16 protein-coding genes are annotated in these 15,921 nt (G+C 69.6%); 10 read left to right on the top strand and 6 right to left on the bottom strand.

Features of this window, described 5'->3' with window-relative positions:
- The first annotated feature begins 54 nt into the window (after positions 1-54).
- Entirely contained in the window at positions 55-432 is a 378-nt protein-coding gene (locus ACFYL6_RS28080; protein ID WP_387175732.1) for a hypothetical protein, read from the top strand.
- A 65-nt stretch (positions 433-497) separates the two neighbouring features.
- Here ACFYL6_RS28080 and ACFYL6_RS28075 read toward each other — a convergent pair whose 3' ends face one another.
- Together ACFYL6_RS28075 and ACFYL6_RS28070 are read right to left on the bottom strand one after the other, a co-directional pair.
- Positions 498-1,439, bottom strand: a complete 942-nt coding sequence (locus ACFYL6_RS28075; protein WP_387175730.1) for a sporulation protein — start codon at positions 1,437-1,439, stop codon at positions 498-500.
- Positions 1,440-1,629: 190 nt separating this feature from the next.
- Positions 1,630-2,799, bottom strand: a complete 1,170-nt coding sequence (locus tag ACFYL6_RS28070; RefSeq protein ID WP_387175728.1) for a glycosyltransferase — start codon at positions 2,797-2,799, stop codon at positions 1,630-1,632.
- 41 nt (positions 2,800-2,840) lie between these two features.
- Between ACFYL6_RS28070 and ACFYL6_RS28065 the strand changes: the two genes are divergently transcribed.
- A complete protein-coding gene (locus ACFYL6_RS28065) occupies positions 2,841-3,455 on the top strand; it encodes a TetR/AcrR family transcriptional regulator (RefSeq protein WP_387175726.1) in 615 nt (204 codons plus the stop codon).
- On the opposite strand, the gene ACFYL6_RS28060 is transcribed toward ACFYL6_RS28065, so the two are convergent.
- Both ACFYL6_RS28060 and ACFYL6_RS28055 read right to left on the bottom strand, forming a co-directional pair.
- A complete protein-coding gene (locus ACFYL6_RS28060) occupies positions 3,452-3,661 on the bottom strand; it encodes a DUF397 domain-containing protein (RefSeq protein WP_387175724.1) in 210 nt (69 codons plus the stop codon). The genes ACFYL6_RS28065 and ACFYL6_RS28060 overlap by 4 nt on opposite strands.
- Entirely contained in the window at positions 3,658-4,521 is an 864-nt protein-coding gene (locus tag ACFYL6_RS28055; protein ID WP_387175723.1) for a helix-turn-helix domain-containing protein, read from the bottom strand. The genes ACFYL6_RS28060 and ACFYL6_RS28055 overlap by 4 nt, the downstream gene beginning before the upstream one ends.
- A 324-nt stretch (positions 4,522-4,845) precedes the next feature.
- On the opposite strand from ACFYL6_RS28055, the gene ACFYL6_RS28050 reads away from it, so the two are divergent.
- Both ACFYL6_RS28050 and ACFYL6_RS28045 read left to right on the top strand, forming a co-directional pair.
- Entirely contained in the window at positions 4,846-5,094 is a 249-nt protein-coding gene (locus ACFYL6_RS28050) for a DivIVA domain-containing protein (protein WP_112620781.1), read from the top strand.
- Positions 5,095-5,189: 95 nt separating this feature from the next.
- Positions 5,190-5,426, top strand: a complete 237-nt coding sequence (locus ACFYL6_RS28045) for a hypothetical protein (RefSeq protein ID WP_387175891.1) — start codon at positions 5,190-5,192, stop codon at positions 5,424-5,426.
- 165 nt (positions 5,427-5,591) lie between these two features.
- Here ACFYL6_RS28045 and ACFYL6_RS28040 read toward each other — a convergent pair whose 3' ends face one another.
- Complete coding sequence (locus tag ACFYL6_RS28040) at positions 5,592-6,371, bottom strand: DeoR/GlpR family DNA-binding transcription regulator (RefSeq protein WP_387175721.1); 780 nt, start codon at positions 6,369-6,371, stop codon at positions 5,592-5,594.
- A 37-nt stretch (positions 6,372-6,408) separates the two neighbouring features.
- Complete coding sequence (locus ACFYL6_RS28035; protein ID WP_387175719.1) at positions 6,409-8,400, bottom strand: beta-galactosidase; 1,992 nt, start codon at positions 8,398-8,400, stop codon at positions 6,409-6,411.
- A 283-nt stretch (positions 8,401-8,683) separates the two neighbouring features.
- Between ACFYL6_RS28035 and ACFYL6_RS28030 the strand changes: the two genes are divergently transcribed.
- From ACFYL6_RS28030 to ACFYL6_RS28005, 6 genes are all read left to right on the top strand, one after another.
- Positions 8,684-10,012, top strand: a complete 1,329-nt coding sequence (locus ACFYL6_RS28030; protein ID WP_387175717.1) for an ABC transporter substrate-binding protein — start codon at positions 8,684-8,686, stop codon at positions 10,010-10,012.
- A gap of 21 nt (positions 10,013-10,033) precedes the next feature.
- Entirely contained in the window at positions 10,034-10,990 is a 957-nt protein-coding gene (locus ACFYL6_RS28025; protein ID WP_387175715.1) for a carbohydrate ABC transporter permease, read from the top strand.
- A complete protein-coding gene (locus ACFYL6_RS28020; RefSeq protein ID WP_387175713.1) occupies positions 10,987-11,901 on the top strand; it encodes a carbohydrate ABC transporter permease in 915 nt (304 codons plus the stop codon). Before ACFYL6_RS28025 ends, ACFYL6_RS28020 begins: the two co-directional genes overlap by 4 nt.
- Positions 11,898-14,105, top strand: a complete 2,208-nt coding sequence (locus tag ACFYL6_RS28015; protein WP_387175712.1) for an alpha-galactosidase — start codon at positions 11,898-11,900, stop codon at positions 14,103-14,105. The genes ACFYL6_RS28020 and ACFYL6_RS28015 overlap by 4 nt, the downstream gene beginning before the upstream one ends.
- Positions 14,106-14,209: 104 nt before the next feature.
- The gene (locus ACFYL6_RS28010) at positions 14,210-14,611 is read left to right on the top strand and encodes a YciI family protein (RefSeq protein ID WP_387175710.1); all 402 of its coding nucleotides are present in this window, start codon (positions 14,210-14,212) and stop codon (positions 14,609-14,611) included.
- 3 nt (positions 14,612-14,614) lie between these two features.
- A complete protein-coding gene (locus tag ACFYL6_RS28005; protein ID WP_387175889.1) occupies positions 14,615-15,877 on the top strand; it encodes an RNA polymerase sigma factor in 1,263 nt (420 codons plus the stop codon).
- Positions 15,878-15,921: the final 44 nt, after the last annotated feature.

Here is a 15,921-nt window from a genome sequence, read left to right as displayed (position 1 = left end):
GGTAGCGGGGCGGGGGAATGCAGGTACGACTCATCGCATCCTGAGGAGGACCAGATGAGCACGCAGGCTGCTTCCACCCGGCCGATGAACCGGCCCATGAACGACCCGCAGAATCCCGCCGCGATGCGGGACATGCAGACCCAGCAGATGCCGGTCATGCATGACGGGCGCCGCAACGACATGCAGGCACCCGGTACGGAGACCAAGCAGGCGTTCAAGACCACCGAGTTCTGGATCTACCTGATCGCGGTGGCCGCCGTACTGGGCGCGTCGCAGGTCGTTGGCCGGAACACCGCTGGGGTGGACATCTTCCGGGCCGACAACGCCTGGTTCCTGATCACCCTGCTGACGCTTGGCTACCTCGGTAGCCGTGGCCTCGCGAAGGCCGGCAGCAACTGGCGTAGCAGCGAGGAGCGCAAGGCCCGGCACTGACCGGTTCACAGTGCACGGTGGCCTCCGGGAGATCCTCCCGGAGGCCACCGTCATGTCTGGATCGGCTACTCGTCGCCACCGAAGTCGCCGAAGTCACCCTCGAACGCATCCTCGATCACCTCGCCGGCGATCATGCCGCCGGCGACGCCGAGCGCCGCACCAGCCACCATGCCGCCCATGCCGTGCCCACGGCTGTGCCCGTGACCCCCGCCGTACTGGGATCGCAGGCTGCCGTAGCGGGACGTGGTCTCGCGCAGCCAGCCGTCGACGACCTGCGCCCAGTCGACCCGGTCAGCGTCGGTGTGCGCCACCTGGTAGCGACCGAACGCGTCGTGCCCGGCGCTGAGGAACCCACCTCGCTTGTCGCACTCCAGGATGACCTCCACACCGCGCTGGCTGGTCACGAAGGTCAGCTCGACCTCCCGGATCGTGCTCGCGTACTGCGGGGAGGCGAAGAACTCGATCTCCTGGTAGAACGGCAGCGTCTGCTGCACGCCCCGGATGTGCCCACGCTCCAGGTCGGCGTGCTTGAACCGGAAGCCGAGCCGCTGGAACGCCTCCAGGATCCGCTCGTGCACCGGCAGCGGGTGCACCGCCACCTGGTCCAGGTCGCTCTTGTCGACCGCGCGGGCAATCGCCAGCTCGGTGCGCAGACCCATCGTCATGCCGTGCAGGCGCTGGCCGTACACGTCGGTGATCGGGGTCTCCCACGGCACCGGCAGCTGGAACGGGATCGAGAGCTGCTGCTTCGGGGCGAGCTGGAGCGGACCGCTGACCACCATGCGGTGGAACTCCATCGTGCCCGCGTACTCGGTGTCGTGTCCTTCGACCTCGACCCGGGTGACCAGGCCGATCACCACCTGCTCGATGGCTGCCTCAGCGTCGCCACCGACGAGGTTGACCTGCCCGTCGAGGGTCAGGCCGGGCCGGGTGTTGGGGTTGGTCAGCACGGTGTCCACGCTGGGTCCGCCCACACCGAACGCGCTCAACATCTTCTTGAAGACCATCGGAACTCCTGTGCGACGCCGACCGCTCCAGGTTGGAGTCGGACGTTGACTCGAACGGCACCCTATCCAGCACCCCTGTGAGATGGCTGTGAAGCGCCCGGACGGCCGGCGTCCGTTGATTGACTCCGGTTCATGAAAGTCGGGGTGTCCCGGCGACCAGGACACCCCGATTTCAGCGAACCCGAGTCGGTCAACCCTGGCCTTGGTCGACTACCTCGGCGCGCAGCCGCTCGGCGACCTCGTCGGGCGACGGCATCGTGGCGACCTCGGCGGCGATCCGGCGAGCCGCCTCGGTGAACGTCGGCTCGTCGAGCAGCCGGCGCAGTGCCGCCGCGATGGCGGCCGGGTCGGCCTGCCCGGGCATCAGGGCAAGACCCGCTCCGGACGCAGCGACCCGGTCCGCCTGGATGAACTGGTCGGCGCCCTGGGGTACGACCACCATCGGGACGCCACGGGCCAGCGTGCCGAGGGTGGTGCCGGCGCCGCCGTGAGTGACGACCGCGCTGACGTTCTCCAGCAACTGGGCCAGCGGCACGAAGGGGGTGAACTCCACCCGCTCCGAGTCGAGCTGGTAGTCCTCCGGCTTGCCGTCGAGGCCGAGCGTGGCCAGCACGTCGACGTCGACGTCGGTGAGGGCGCCCAGCAGCGGGCCGACCACGGCGGGGTCGGCGAAGACCGTACCGAAGCTGACCAGCACCCGGGGACGCCCGCCGGCCGGCGGGGTGTGCGCGCCCGTCGAAGCGTCGGGCGCCTGGTGCGGTTCCGGCCGCAGCGCGATCCGCTCCACCCCCTGCGGTACGGCGAAGCCCTCGAACTGCAGCCCCGGTGGGCAGGTGTCCAGCAGCCACCGCCCGGCCTGGACGCGCTGCGGCGCGGGCAACCCGCGCTGCTCGTAGCGGGAGCGGACCACCGCGATCAGCGGGTCGGTGAACTCGGCCGGCACCGCCGGGCCGAAGGCGAGGGTGGCCAGCGGTACGTCGAGACCGGTGGCGACCAGCAGCCCCACGAAGTCGAGCATCTCGTTGACGATCAGATCCGGCTGCCAGCTCTTTGCCTGCGCGAACGCTTCGTCGGCGGTGAGGTCGACCCGGACCCCGGCGAAGAACTCGGCGACCGCCTCCGGGATCGGCTCGGTCGCGGGGTTGATACCCAGCTTTCGCCCCACCTCGGCGAAGAGGACATCCGGCATGGGGCCAGCCGGCAGCAGCTCGATGCCCTCGGGAGCGAGGAGCGGGGCCATGCCCGCAGCGGTCACCACGGCAACGTCGTGGCCTTGACGCCGGAACGCGCGGATCAGGGGCAGAAGCGGGAGGAAGTGCCCGAAAGATGGCACGTTCGAGAAGAGGACTCGCATGTTCATCAGAATACTCTTCTGACGAGATGGGCCGGTAGAGTGCCTTGGTGGCTGCTCAACCCCGCGCCAGTCGGCGCCAGGAGAGCGCCGAGCAAACACGGCAGTTGATCTTGGATGCGGCGCAGGATCTGTTCATCACCCAGGGGTACGCCGCCACGACGGTCAACGACATCGCCGCCCGCGCCCGGGTTGCCGTGGCGACCGTCTACACCAGCGTCGGCGGCAAGCCGACGCTGCTGCGGGCGCTCATCGAGGCGGGTGTGAACGACCCGGAGACCGCGCAGAACGTGGCGGCCATCGCGGTCGCCGCCGACCCCGGCGAGGTCGTGCGGCTGATCGGCGCCGGCACACGGTACGGCCACCAGAGTCGCCCGCACACGATCCAACTGATGAGGGCAGCGCCGGGCATGACGGCGAGCGCGGCCGAAGCGGCGCGCGACGGCGCGGCGGCGTACCGGCAGGCGCTACGGGTCGGCGCGGTACGCCTCGACGAACTCTCCGCCCTACGTCCGGGCCTCACCGTCGAACAGGCCACCCAGGTGCTCTGGTTCTACTTCGGGCTGCACTCCTGGCCACAACTGGTCGACGAGGGTGGCTGGTCGTACGACGAGGCCGAGCGCTGGCTGGTCGACCAGGCCACCGAGGCACTTCTCCGGCCCTAGTCGAACTCGCCGTCCTTGATCCCGAGGACGAACACGGTCCACCCTTCGGCGGGATAGACGAGGGTTGCCGCCGCCCGGTCCTTGCTGTCCCGCACCGCCACTCGACCTGACCCGTCCAGGATGGGCCCCGCCTCGACACAGCTACCACCGTTGCTGTCGCTCTTACTGCTGATGTGCCAAGCCACATCGGACATGCTCTCGCTCATGACAACTCCTCCGCGATGCTCGTGATCAACTTCGTTGACTCACTCTCGCTGAGCGCAGAATCCAGCAGACGACCATAGGCGCGGACGAAGCGCTCAGCCTTCGGCGACTCCAGGTAGAGCCGCCCTCCCAAAGACTCGACGTAGGCAACCGCAGGATACGGCTCTGGCAGCCGGAATATCCAGAACGTACCGTCGAGCCCTTGGTGCAGGGCTACCCCGCACGGCATCACTCTGATTGCGACGTTACCCAATCGCTGCGCCTGCGTGAGGTGGTGCAGTTGTCGGCGTAACACCTCCGGCCCGCCGACCATCCGGCGCAGCACAGCTTCGTCTATCACAGTAGAAATCGTCAATGGGCGGCGTCGCCTCAAAACCTCTTGACGGATCATTCGAAGGTCGACCCAGCGGTTGATCGTCGCCTCGGTAGCTCCCGGTTCTGCCGCATTACGAATCACCGCCTCTGCGTACTCCCGGGTCTGAAGCAGCCCGGGGACCAGGGTGAGATGGAAGCAGCAGACCTGCTCCGCGCGACCTTCCAGCCAGGGGTATTCGATGAAGGAGGCGTCCACGACGTCGCCATAGTCCTCGTCCCACCGGTCGGTGCGCCAAACCTCCTCGGCAAGCGCCAGCAGACGGGCCCGCTCGACTGCGTGGTGAAATCCGTACAGATCCAACAGCGCGATCACATCACCCCTGCGGATCGGCCAGTCCGCGCGTTCGTACCGACCAAGCGCTGACATGTCGCGTTGCAGATGCTCGGCGACCAACTTCAACGTCATCCCCCGCTCCTCCCGCAGGGTCCGCAATTGCTGACCCAGCCATTGCGCACGGAGGGTCCGGATGAACGGCTTGTGCGGCATGGTCCACCTCTCGATTCGTTGGCGAAGCCGCGTAGGAACCATTGCTCCAGTTCCGAGCGACTGGAAACGTGGCCTTCGGGTGAGGTGATCGCCGGCCCCCGGGGACGCCCGGTGCAAACACGGCAGCCGCGGCTGTGCCAACAGCCGAGAAGGTGACGAGAGACGGCCTCGCGAGTGGCAGGCGCATACCGACTCTCGTCGGGTCTCAACTAGAGCGTCGGGATGTGCGAACCCGGCTCCGAACCGACTTGAACGAATACCTACCACGAAGAAGGGCGCCCCGCGACCCTGACTCACCCATCGAGGAACCACGAGAGGTGACCGATGCCCAGAGGCACGCTCTACGATGGCGGCCGGCTGCATCCGCGGCATGTCCGCGACCGCCAGTTCGCCACCGTCGGCTTCGGCCGGCGGGGCCTCAACCCTGGCGAGGTGCGGCGGTTTCTGCACCGCGTCGCGCTCGACCTCACCGCGCTGCACCACGACCTCGCGCAGCTCAGTGAGGAGAACGCGCGGATGAAGCGGGCGCTGCGGGTCCGACAGAGTGCCTGGTCCGAGAGGCGTCGGCCGTGATCCCGCCGGACGAGCCGCCCGGCGGGATCTTCGTACCGCTGCCTCGGGCCGCCGTGCTGGCGTTCACCGAGTCAACCGAACCGCTGCCCCGACACGTGATCCACCTGCCGGTGGCGGTTCCCGACCTGGCCGGGGCGCTGGATCTGGCCCGCACTTTCGCCCGGTCGCTGGCCTCGACGCCACAACTCGACGTCGCGGGCATCACGGTGTCGGCCGAGGACGCGCAGCACGTACGACATTGGGTTTTCTGCGACCGGATCATGCCCGATCGCCGCCGCTGCGCGCGGAAGGCCGACCACGTCGGCACCTGTCTCCCCACCGACAGCCCCTAGTGGGGGCCAGCCCAACACCCTCCGCGATCTTGCACTTTCTGTCGCGACTTGTAGGACATTCCACGCATCTCGACGACACAAACTGCAAGATCGGCGCGGGGCAGCGCGCGGGGCAGCGCGCGCGGGGCAGCGCGCGGGGCAGCGCGCGGGGCAGCGCGCGCGGGGTCACCCGTCGGGGTTCACGACCACCAGCTCGCCTACCTGTTCGCCGATTGTGGTGCGTGCCTCGGTCGGCAGCCCACGGTCGGTGATCAGCACGTCGGCGGCCTCCAGCGGGGCGATGGTGGCGATGCCGATCGTCTCCCACTTGGTGTGGTCGGCGAGCACCACGAGTCGGCGGGCCGCGCCGATGAGACAGCGGTTGACGCCGGCCTCCAGCAGGTTGGGTGTGGTGAACCCGGTCCGTGGGCTCAGCCCGTGCACGCCGAGGAAGAGGAGGTCGACGTTGAGCGCGCTGATCGCCGCCTCGGCCACCGGCCCGGTCAACGCGTCCGACGGGGTGCGGATGCCGCCGGTCAACACGACGGTCTGGTCGGCGCGCGGGTTCTGGTAGAGCGCGTCGGCCACCGGGATCGAGTTGGTCACCACGGTCAGTCCGCGTACGTCGGAGAGGAGCGTGGCCAGCGCGGCGGTGGTGGTGCCGGCGGAGAGCGCGATGGCCATCCCCGGCTCCACCATTGTCGCCGCGCGCTCGGCGATGGCCCGCTTCTCCGCCTGCTGGCGGATCGACTTGGCGGCGAAGCCGGGTTCCTCGGCCGAGCCCGGCCCGGCGAGTGTCGCACCGCCGTGCACCTTGTCGACCAGGCCGCGCTCGGCCAACGCCTCCAGGTCGCGCCGGATCGTCATGTCGGACACGCCGAACCGACTGACCAGGTGACTCACCCGTACCCCGCCGCGTTGGCGGATCAGATCGAGAATGGCGGTCTGCCGCTGCTGGGCGAGCATCTGGGGACCCTCCTTCGCACCGTGACTGTCGTCAGAATCAGGTCCGATCCTCACGGACCACCGCCACCTCACCGGCCGGCAGCGCGAGCTCACCGGCACAGTGCCCTCCGGTCAACAGCTCGACGCCGTGCGCCGGCAGGCGTACCTCGGTGTCGGTGTGGTTGATCGCGAACAGCCAGGTCCGGTCGCCGTCGCGGCGGCGGACCACCTCCACCCCGGGCGGCGCCGACGCCGCCGGGCGGACGCCGGCCTCGGCGAGCAGGCGGGCCACCAGCCGGTCCGTGGCCGGCTCGTCCAGCCGGGTGCCGACATACCAGGCGGCGCCGTCGCCCACCTGGTTGCGGGTCAGCGCCGGTACGCCCGGCAAGGGCCCATCGGTGTACGACGCGAGCACCTCGGCGCCGTCGGGGTGCACCCACTCGGTCCACACGTCGGCGGTGCTGCCGTCGTCGAGGCGGACCTGTTCGCCCTCGCGCAGTGGGAAGAACTCCTCGGTCCGGACGCCGAGCAGCTCCCGGAACGCGCCCGGGTAACCGCCCAGCCGGATGTGGTCGTTGGCGTCCACGATGCCGCTGAAGTAGGTGACCGCCGCCGTGCCGCCGGCCTCGACAAACTGGTGTAGCGCGGCGACGTCGGCGTCCCGGACCAGGTAGAGGGTCGGCACCAGGACCAGCCGGTAGCCACTGAGGTCGGCCGACGGGTGGACGATGTCAGCGGTCACGCCGGCCCGCCAGAGCGAGCCGTACAGGGCGTTGAGCCGGTCGGCGTAGGTGACGTCGACGCTGGGGTGCGAATCCAACTCGATGCCCCACCACGCCTCCCAGTCGAACAGGATCGCCACGTCGGCGTCCACGCGGCTGCCGCGGACCTCGGCCAGCGCCTTGAGGTCCGCGCCGAGCTGGCAGACCTCGCGGAACACCTTGGTGTCCGGGCCGGCGTGCGGGACCAGCGCGGAGTGGAACTTCTCCGCGCCGGCCCGGGAGGCGCGCCACTGGAAGAAGAGCACCCCGTCGGCGCCCCGGGCGACGTGCGCGAGGCTGTTGCGGCGTAGCTGCCCGGGCAGCTTGGCGACGTTGCGCGGCTGCCAGTTGACGGCGCTGGTGGAGTGCTCCATGAGCAACCACGGGTCACCGCCGGCGACGCCTCGGGTGTGGTCGGCGGCGAGCGCCAGCCCGAGGTGCGACTGCGGGTCGGCGGCGGTCAGGTAGTGGTCGTTGGAGACGAGGTCCACGTCGGACGCCCAGGACTGGTAGTCCATGTGCTTGACGCCCATGCCGATCATGAAGTTGGTGGTGATCGGCTGACGGACCAGTGTCCTCAGCACCTCGCGTTCGGCGCGCAGTTGGGCGCGCAGCTCGTCGGAGGAGAAGCGCAGGTAGTCCAACTGCTGCGTGGGGTTGGCGAAGGCCGTCACCGTGCGCGGCGGGTTGATCTCGGCCCAGTCGCCGTAGCGCTGGCTCCAGAACGCGGTGCCCCAGGCGTCGTTGAGCCGGTCCAGGTCGCCGTAGCGCTCGCGCAGCCAGCCGCGGAACGCCTCGGCGCTGACGTCGCAGTAGCAGTGCACGTTGTGGCAGCCCAGTTCGTTGGAGATGTGCCACATGACCACGGCGGGGTGCTCGGCGTACCGGCCGGCGACCGCGCGCACCAGCTCCAGCGACCGTTCGCGGAACACCGGCGAGCTGGGGCAGTACGCCTGCCGTCCACCCGGCCAGAGGATCGCGCCGTCGGCCCGGCGGGGCAGTGTCTCCGGGTGCGCGCGGGCCAACCACGGTGGTGGGCTGGCCGTTGCGGTCGCCAGGTCGACCTGGATGCCGCCGTCGTGCAGCAGGTCCAGCACCCGGTCCAGCCAGCCGAACTCGAACCGACCCGGGGTGGGCTCCAGCAGCGCCCAGGAGAAGATGCCGACGGAGACCAGGTTGACCCCGGCCCGGCGCATCAGGTCGACGTCCTCCGGCCAGGTCTCCTCGGGCCACTGCTCGGGGTTGTAGTCGCCGCCGAAATAGATGCTGTTCCCTTGCCATCGCCGCATGACAGCTGAGGGTGCACCCGCTGGCCCGCCGAAGTCAACAGGTTCCAACATCGAGCTTCTTTCCAACGTTTACTAGGTAACGGCCGTGTCACGACTGGGTTATCAGAGGCGAACTGCCCTCTTGACAGCGCCCGACTGAAGGGTAGCTTGAGGCCCCAATGGCCGTTCGTGTTCGCCAATGTGGATTCTCGGTGGATCTCAATGTGTGATCACGACGCCGGACCTGCCTTCACCACCCCTGAGGCCCTTGGGCGTAGCTCCTTCTCATCCGCAGGAGGCACAGATGTCCCGTCCCCAATCCCAAGCCGAGTACCTGGCTCGGCTCGTACCGCCCTCAGTCGCCGGCATCAACCGACGATCGTTGCTGGCCGGCGCGGCCGGCACGGGCGCGCTGCTCGGCACCGGACTGCTCGCCGGCTGCGGTGACGACTCCGGCTCCGGGGGGTCCAGTAAGGACGTGTCGCTCGGCTCGAACCAGTCGGACCCGAAGCCGAAGGACGTCCTCGTCAAGGTCACCGACGGCTTCAAGACCTCGTCCGGGGTGCAGGTCGCGGTGAACACGGTCGACCACAACACGTTCCAGGAGAACATCAACAATTACCTACAGGGCAAGCCGGACGACGTGTTCACCTGGTTCGCCGGCTACCGGATGCGCTTCTTCGCGCAGAAGGGCCTGGCCAGCGACATCAGCGACGTGTGGGGCAAGCTCTCGGGCTACTCCGACGCCTTCAAGAAGGCATCCACCGGCGACGACGGCAAACAGTACTTCGTGCCGGCGTCCTACTACCCGTGGGCGATGTTCTACCGCAAGTCGGTGTGGCAGCAGCACGGCTACCAGGTACCCACCACCCTGGACCAGCTCACCGCGCTCGGCGCGCAGATGAAGAGGGACGGCCTCATCCCCATCGCCTTCGCCGACAAGGACGGCTGGCCGGCGATGGGCACCTTCGACATCCTCAACCTGCGCATCAACGGCTACCAGTTCCACGTCGACCTGATGGCCGGCAAGGAGGCCTGGACCTCCGACAAGGTCAAGAAGGTCTTCGACACCTGGGCCGGCCTGCTCCCCCTGCACCAGCCGGACAGCCTCGGCCGCACCTGGCAGGAGGCCGCGCAGTCGTTGCAGCAGAAGAAGAGCGGCATGTACATGCTCGGCCTCTTCGTCGGTCAGCAGTTCAGCAACGAGGAGCAGAGCGACCTCGACTTCTTCACCTTCCCCGAGATCGACCCGGCCATCGGCGCCAAGGCGCTGGACGCCCCGATCGACGGCTACATGATGGCGCGCAAGCCCAAGAACGAGGACAACGCGCGCAAGCTGCTGGAGTACTTCGGTGGCAAGGAGGCCGGCGACATCACGGTCAAGAACGACCCGGCCACTCTGGTCGCCAACACCAGCGCGGACGTCAGCGGCTACACCGCCCTGCAGAAGAAGGCCGCCGAACTGGTCGGGTCGGCCACCGAGATCGCCCAGTTCCTCGACCGGGACACCCGGCCGGACTTCGCCTCCACGGTGATGATCCCGGCGCTCCAGCAGTTCATCAAGAACCCCAAGGACATCGACGGCCTCACCTCGTCCATCGAGAACCAGAAAAAGTCGATCTTCACTGACTGACGGCGGAAGGGGGAGGACATCGTGTCCGACCTGCCCCTGATCCAAGCGGATCGCGCCGTGCCGCCGCCGGCCACGACCACCTCCACGGGTGGTCGTCGCCGGCGGCTACGGCTCCTGTCCCGCACCGACCGCGTGGTCATCACGCTGATGGTGCTCGTCCCGCTGCTGCTCGTCACCGGATTCGTCTGGTTGCCGGCGGCAGCCACCGTGCTGCTCTCCGGCACCAACTGGGACGGCATCGGCCCACTCAACGAGATCGAGTTCGTCGGCGCGCGCAACTACAGCGACGTGGTGAACATCTACCCGCCGTTCGTGCCGGCGGTCCAGCACAACCTGCTCTGGCTGGCGGCGCTGTTCGTGGTCGCCACCCCGTTCGGCATGTTCCTGGCCGTGCTGCTGGACAAGGAGCTGCGCGGCAGCCGCTTCTACCAGACCGCGCTCTACCTGCCGGTGGTGCTCTCGCTGGCGCTCATCGGCTTCGTCTGGCAGCTTCTCTACTCCCGCGACCAGGGGCTGATCAACGCCGTCTTCGGCAGCAACATCGACTGGTACGGCGACTCGAACGTCAACATCTGGGCGGTGATGGTCGCCTCCGGGTGGCGGCACGTCGGCTACATCATGCTGCTCTACCTGGCAGGGCTGAAGGGCGTCGATCCATCGTTGCGCGAGGCGGCGGCGGTCGACGGCGCCTCGGAGAGCCGGGCGTTCTTCCGGGTCGTGTTCCCGGTCATGCGGCCCATCAACATCATCGTGCTGGTGGTGACCGTGATCGAGTCGCTGCGCGCGTTCGACCTCGTCTGGGTGGTCAACAAGGGCCGCAACGGGCTGGAGCTGATCTCCGCGCTGGTCACCCAGAACGTGGTGGGTGAGGCGAGCCGGATCGGGTTCGGCTCGGCACTGGCAACGATCATGCTGGTCGTCTCGCTGGTCTTCATCACCATCTACCTGGCGACCGTGATGAGGGAGAACCGGGAATGAGCACCGCGACCATCACCCGGCGTACCGAGGGCGGGCCCGACGCGCCGCCGCGCCGCCGCAAGCTGACCCCGTTACGGATACTGCTGCACGGCTTCCTCATCGTCGTCTCGCTGGCCTGGCTCTTCCCGATCGCCTGGGCGGTGCTGACCTCGCTGCGGTCGTACGACTACACCGCCGCGAACGGCTACGTGTCGTTCGGCGGCTGGACGTTCGACAACTACGTCACCGCCTGGCGGACGGCGGAGTTCGGCCAGCACTTCCTCAACTCGGTGTACATCACCGTGCCGGCGGTGCTGCTTACCCTCTTCCTCGCCTCCTGCGTGGCGTTCGTCATCGCCCGGTTCAGTTGGAAGCTCAACCTCGTCCTGCTCGGGATCTTCACCGCGGCCAACCTGCTGCCCCAGCAGGCGCTGCTCATCCCGCTGTTCCGGCTGTTCACCGAGGTGCCGCTGCCGGAGTTCATGAGCGACTCGGAGCTGCTCTACGACAGCTACTGGGGCCTGATCCTGATCAACGTGGCGTTCCAGTGCGGCTTCTGCGTCTTCGTGCTCAGCAACTACATGAAGGCGCTGCCCCGTGACCTGTACGAGGCGGCGATGGTCGACGGGGCGAGCATCTGGCGGCAGTACTGGCAGGTCACCATGCCGCTGTGCCGGCCGGCCCTGGCCGCGCTGGCGACCCTGGAGGTGACCTGGATCTACAACGAGTTCTTCTGGGCCACCGTCCTCATGCGCACCGGCGACAAGTTCCCGGTGACCAGCTCGCTCAACAACCTGCGCGGTGAGTTCTTCACCGACAACAACCTGGTCTCGGCGGGCAGCGTGCTCGTCGCGATCCCCACCCTGGTGATCTTCTTTATGCTCCAGCGGCACTTCGTTCGGGGCCTGACCTTGGGAGCCTCAAAGGGATGACGATCCTGCACCTGCGCCGCGCGCGGACCAGCCTGGTGCTCGACGCGCGCGGCCCGGGGCTGCCCCGGGTCGTGCACTGGGGCGGCGACGTCGGCGACCTCGACGACGACGGCCTGCGCCACCTCGTCGACGCGACCGTACCGCCGGTGGTGCCGAGCAGCTTCGACCAGCCGACCGTGCTGTCCCTGCTGCCGGAGGCGAGCGCCGGCTGGAGCGGACGACCCGGCCTGGCCGGGCACCGCGACGGGCGAGACTGGTCCACCTCCTTCCGCCTGGACGGGTGGGACGTGCGCGACAACGACCCCGACCCGGGCCACCTGGCTGCGGGCGGGGAGGTGGTGGGCGTACTCCCCTCCGACGGTGGGCACGGCGGGCCCGGCGCGGCGCTGCTGACCGTGCGGGCGTCGGACCCGGCCGCCGGGCTGACCCTGACCATCGAGATCACGCTCGACCCGTACGGCCTGCTTACCGTGCGGCACCGGCTGCGCAACGACGGCGACAGCGCGTACGAGCTGCGCGAGTTGACGCCGGCGCTGCCGGTGCCGGCGGTCGCCACCGAACTGCTCGACCTGACCGGCCGGTGGTGTCGGGAACGGTCCCCGCAGCGGCACCCGTGGCAGCACGGCGCCTGGGTCCGCGAGGGCCGACACGGCCGTACCGGGCATGACGCCACGCTGCTGCTGGTGGCCGGCACCGCCGGGTTCGGCTTCGGCCACGGCGAGGTCTGGGCGGTGCACACCGCCTGGAGCGGCGACCACGTGACCTTCGCCGAGCGTCGGCCCACCGGCGAGTCGACCCTCGGTGGCGGTGAGCTGCTGGCCCCCGGGGAGGTCCGCCTCGGCCCCGGCGAGTCGTACGAGACTCCCCTGCTCTACGCGGTCTGGTCCGACGCCGGTCTGGACGGGCTCAGCGACGTGCTGCACACCCACCTCCGGGCCCGTCCCGGGCACCCGCGCTCCCCCCGCCCGGTGACCCTGAACGTCTGGGAGGCGGTCTACTTCGACCACGACCTGGACCGCCTGCGGGCGCTCGCCGACCGGGCCGCGCAGATCGGCGTGGAGCGGTTCGTGCTCGACGACGGCTGGTTCCGCGGCCGGCGCGACGACACCGCCGGGCTCGGCGACTGGTACGTCGACGAGGGCGTCTGGCCGGACGGCCTGCAACCGTTGATCGACCATGTGACCGGCCAGGGCCTCCAGTTCGGCCTCTGGGTCGAGCCGGAGATGGTCAACCCCGACTCGGACCTGTTCCGCGCGCACCCCGACTGGCTGCTCGCCGTGCCGGGGCGACTGCCGCCGGCCTGGCGTCACCAGCAGGTGCTCGACCTGGGCCGCCCCGAGGCGTACGACTATGTGCTGGAACGCCTCGACACGCTGCTCACCGACCACCCCGGCATCCGGTACCTCAAGTGGGACCAGAACCGGGACCTCACCGAGGCCGGGCACCACGGCCGTCCCGGGGTGCACGGGCAGACCCTGGCGGTCTACCGGCTCTTCGACGAGTTGCGCAATCGGCACCCGGGCGTGGAGATCGAGAGCTGCTCGTCCGGCGGGGCCCGGGTGGACCTGGCCATCCTGGCGCGCACCGACCGGGTCTGGGCCAGCGACTGCAACGACGCCCTGGAGCGGCTCAGCATCCAGCGCTGGACCGGTCTGCTGCTGCCACCAGAGCTGATCGGCACCCACATCGGGCCGGGACGCTCGCACACCACCAACCGCGTACACGACCTGGGTTTCCGGGCGGCGACGGCGCTCTTCGGCCACCACGGCATCGAGTGGGACATCGCGTCGATCAGCGCTGCCGAGCAGACCGAGCTGGCCGCCTGGGTGGCACTGCACAAGCGGCTGCGCCCGCTGCTGCACGCTGGCCGGGTGGTCCGGGTCGATCACCCGGACCCGGCCGTCTGGGCACACGGCGTGGTCGATCACGACAACACCCGGGCGGTGTACGCGGTGGCCCGGCTGGCCACCTCGGTGGCGCAGGTCCCCGGCGCGGTACGGCTGCCCGGCCTCGACCCGGGTCGGCGGTACCGGGTGCGACAGGTGGCGGGCGTACCGGCCCCGGCGACCATCGACCTGTCCGCGCCCACCTGGCTGGCGGGTGGTCTCACCCTCAGCGGGGCCGCGCTGGCCCGGGTGGGTGTGCAGGTGCCCGCCCTGCACCCGGAGCAGACTCTGGTGCTGGAGGTCGACGCCGTCGACTGACAGGATTCTCAAGAATCTTCGGCCGGGGTGTCGAGAACGCCACGGAGTGCTTCTACCTCAGGGTGAGAGCACCGACGAGGGTGCGCAGGTGTGAGGAGCCAACCATGAAGTACATGCTGTTGATGCAGTTCAGCGCCGCCGGGACCGACTTCCCGAGCATCGACACCTGGACCCAGGACGAGGTCCGGGCACACATCGCGTTCATGGGCGAGGTCAACGACAAGCTCACCGCCGCCGGTGAGTGGGTCGACGCGCAGGGTCTCGGCGGCCCGCAGCAGGCCCGGATCGTCCGGGCTGGTGAGGGCGGGGCGCCGGTGGTCACCGAGGGGCCGTTCGCCGAGACGAAGGAGTTCCTGGCCGGGTTCTGGATCGTCGACTGCGAGAGCCCGCAGCGGGCCGTGGAGCTGGCCTCGTACATCTCCACGGCGCCCGGCCCCGGTGGCCGGCCGTTGAACATGCCGATCGAGGTGCACCCGGTGATGTCCGCCCCGTCCCAGGAGCTGTGAGGGCTGAACACCGATCCCCACGTCGAGAACCTGCTGCGCGAGTTGGCGCCGCAGGTCCTCGGCGTGCTCAGCCGCCGCTTCGGTGACTTCGCCACCGCCGAGGACGCGGTGCAGGAGGCGCTACTGGCCGCCGCCACCCAGTGGCCGACCGAGGGGCTGCCGGCGAACCCGCGTGGCTGGCTGATCCAGGTCGGGTACCGCCGGATGATCGAGCTGGTCCGCGGTGAGCAGGCCCGACGCCGCCGGGAGGACCTGGTCGCCCGCCGGGATCCGGACGACCGGGGGTACGCGCCAGCCCCGGACGAGGAGTTGACCGCCGAGCGGGACGACACGCTGGTCCTGCTCTTCCTCTGCTGCCACCCGGCGCTCGCCCCGACGTCGGCGGTGGCGCTGACCCTGCGCGCTGTCGGCGGATTGAGCACCGCCGAGATCGCCCGCGCGTTCCTGGTGCCCGAGGCGACGATGGCGCAGCGGATCAGCCGGGCCAAGCAGCGCATCAAGACGTCCGGGCTGTCGTTCCGGATGCCCGAGCAGGCGGAACGGGCGGACCGGCTGGTCGCCGTGCGGCAGGTGCTCTACCTGGTCTTCACCGAGGGGCACACCAGCACCACCGGCCCGGACCTGCGCCGCATCGACCTCGCGGCGGAGGCGATCCGGCTGACCCGCGCGCTGCACACGCTGCTGCCCAACGACAGCGAATCGGCCGGACTGCTGGCGTTGATGCTGCTCACCGAGGCACGCGGCCCGGCGCGGACCGGGCCCTCCGGCGAGCTGATCTCACTGGCCGATCAGGACCGCAGCCGCTGGGACGCGGCGGCGATCGCCGAGGGCGTCGCACTGGTCACCCGGGCCCTGCCGCGGGGGCCGGCCGGCCCGTACCAGGTGCAGGCCGCCATCGCCGCCCTGCACGACGAGGCGCCGAGCACCGAGCAGACCGACTGGCCGCAGATCCTGGCGCTGTACGAGGTGCTGGAACGCATGGTCGGCAGCCCGGTGGTGGCCCTCAACCGGGCCGTGGCGACGGCCATGGTGCACGGCCCGGCCGCCGGCCTGGCCGCCCTCGACGCGCTGAGCAACGACCCGCAGTTGGCCGGACACCACCGGCTGGCCGCCGCCCGCGCCCACCTGCACGAGATGGCCGGTGAGCGGGCCCAGGCGATCGCCGACTACCGGATCGCCGCCGCCCGCACGAGCAGCCGTCCCGAACAGCTCTACCTGACCATGCGAGCAGCCCGCCTGGCCGCCCAGTCCGTCGATCTCCCGTAACGACAGGGTCAACTGGTCCCGCACGGCGCGATCCGGGCACCCTC

This window comes from Micromonospora sp. NPDC007208, from assembly GCF_042869175.1.
GTDB lineage: Bacteria > Actinomycetota > Actinomycetes > Mycobacteriales > Micromonosporaceae > Micromonospora > Micromonospora foliorum.
Note: the sequence above shows the minus strand (reverse complement) of the source record. Positions and strands in the feature narration are given on the sequence as shown.

What these genes read in the sequence shown, in the direction of transcription:
- ACFYL6_RS28080 (WP_387175732.1), top strand. Translation starts at nt 55, where the DNA reads ATGAGCACGCAGGCTGCTTCCACCCGGCCGATGAACCGGCCCATGAAC.
- ACFYL6_RS28075 (WP_387175730.1), bottom strand. Translation starts at nt 1,439, where the DNA reads ATGGTCTTCAAGAAGATGTTGAGCGCGTTCGGTGTGGGCGGACCCAGC.
- ACFYL6_RS28070 (WP_387175728.1), bottom strand. Translation starts at nt 2,799, where the DNA reads ATGAACATGCGAGTCCTCTTCTCGAACGTGCCATCTTTCGGGCACTTC.
- ACFYL6_RS28060 (WP_387175724.1), bottom strand. Translation starts at nt 3,661, where the DNA reads ATGAGCGAGAGCATGTCCGATGTGGCTTGGCACATCAGCAGTAAGAGC.
- ACFYL6_RS28055 (WP_387175723.1), bottom strand. Translation starts at nt 4,521, where the DNA reads ATGCCGCACAAGCCGTTCATCCGGACCCTCCGTGCGCAATGGCTGGGT.
- ACFYL6_RS28050 (WP_112620781.1), top strand. Translation starts at nt 4,846, where the DNA reads ATGCCCAGAGGCACGCTCTACGATGGCGGCCGGCTGCATCCGCGGCAT.
- ACFYL6_RS28040 (WP_387175721.1), bottom strand. Translation starts at nt 6,371, where the DNA reads ATGCTCGCCCAGCAGCGGCAGACCGCCATTCTCGATCTGATCCGCCAA.
- ACFYL6_RS28035 (WP_387175719.1), bottom strand. Translation starts at nt 8,400, where the DNA reads ATGCGGCGATGGCAAGGGAACAGCATCTATTTCGGCGGCGACTACAAC.
- ACFYL6_RS28030 (WP_387175717.1), top strand. Translation starts at nt 8,684, where the DNA reads ATGTCCCGTCCCCAATCCCAAGCCGAGTACCTGGCTCGGCTCGTACCG.
- ACFYL6_RS28020 (WP_387175713.1), top strand. Translation starts at nt 10,987, where the DNA reads ATGAGCACCGCGACCATCACCCGGCGTACCGAGGGCGGGCCCGACGCG.
- ACFYL6_RS28015 (WP_387175712.1), top strand. Translation starts at nt 11,898, where the DNA reads ATGACGATCCTGCACCTGCGCCGCGCGCGGACCAGCCTGGTGCTCGAC.
- ACFYL6_RS28010 (WP_387175710.1), top strand. Translation starts at nt 14,210, where the DNA reads ATGAAGTACATGCTGTTGATGCAGTTCAGCGCCGCCGGGACCGACTTC.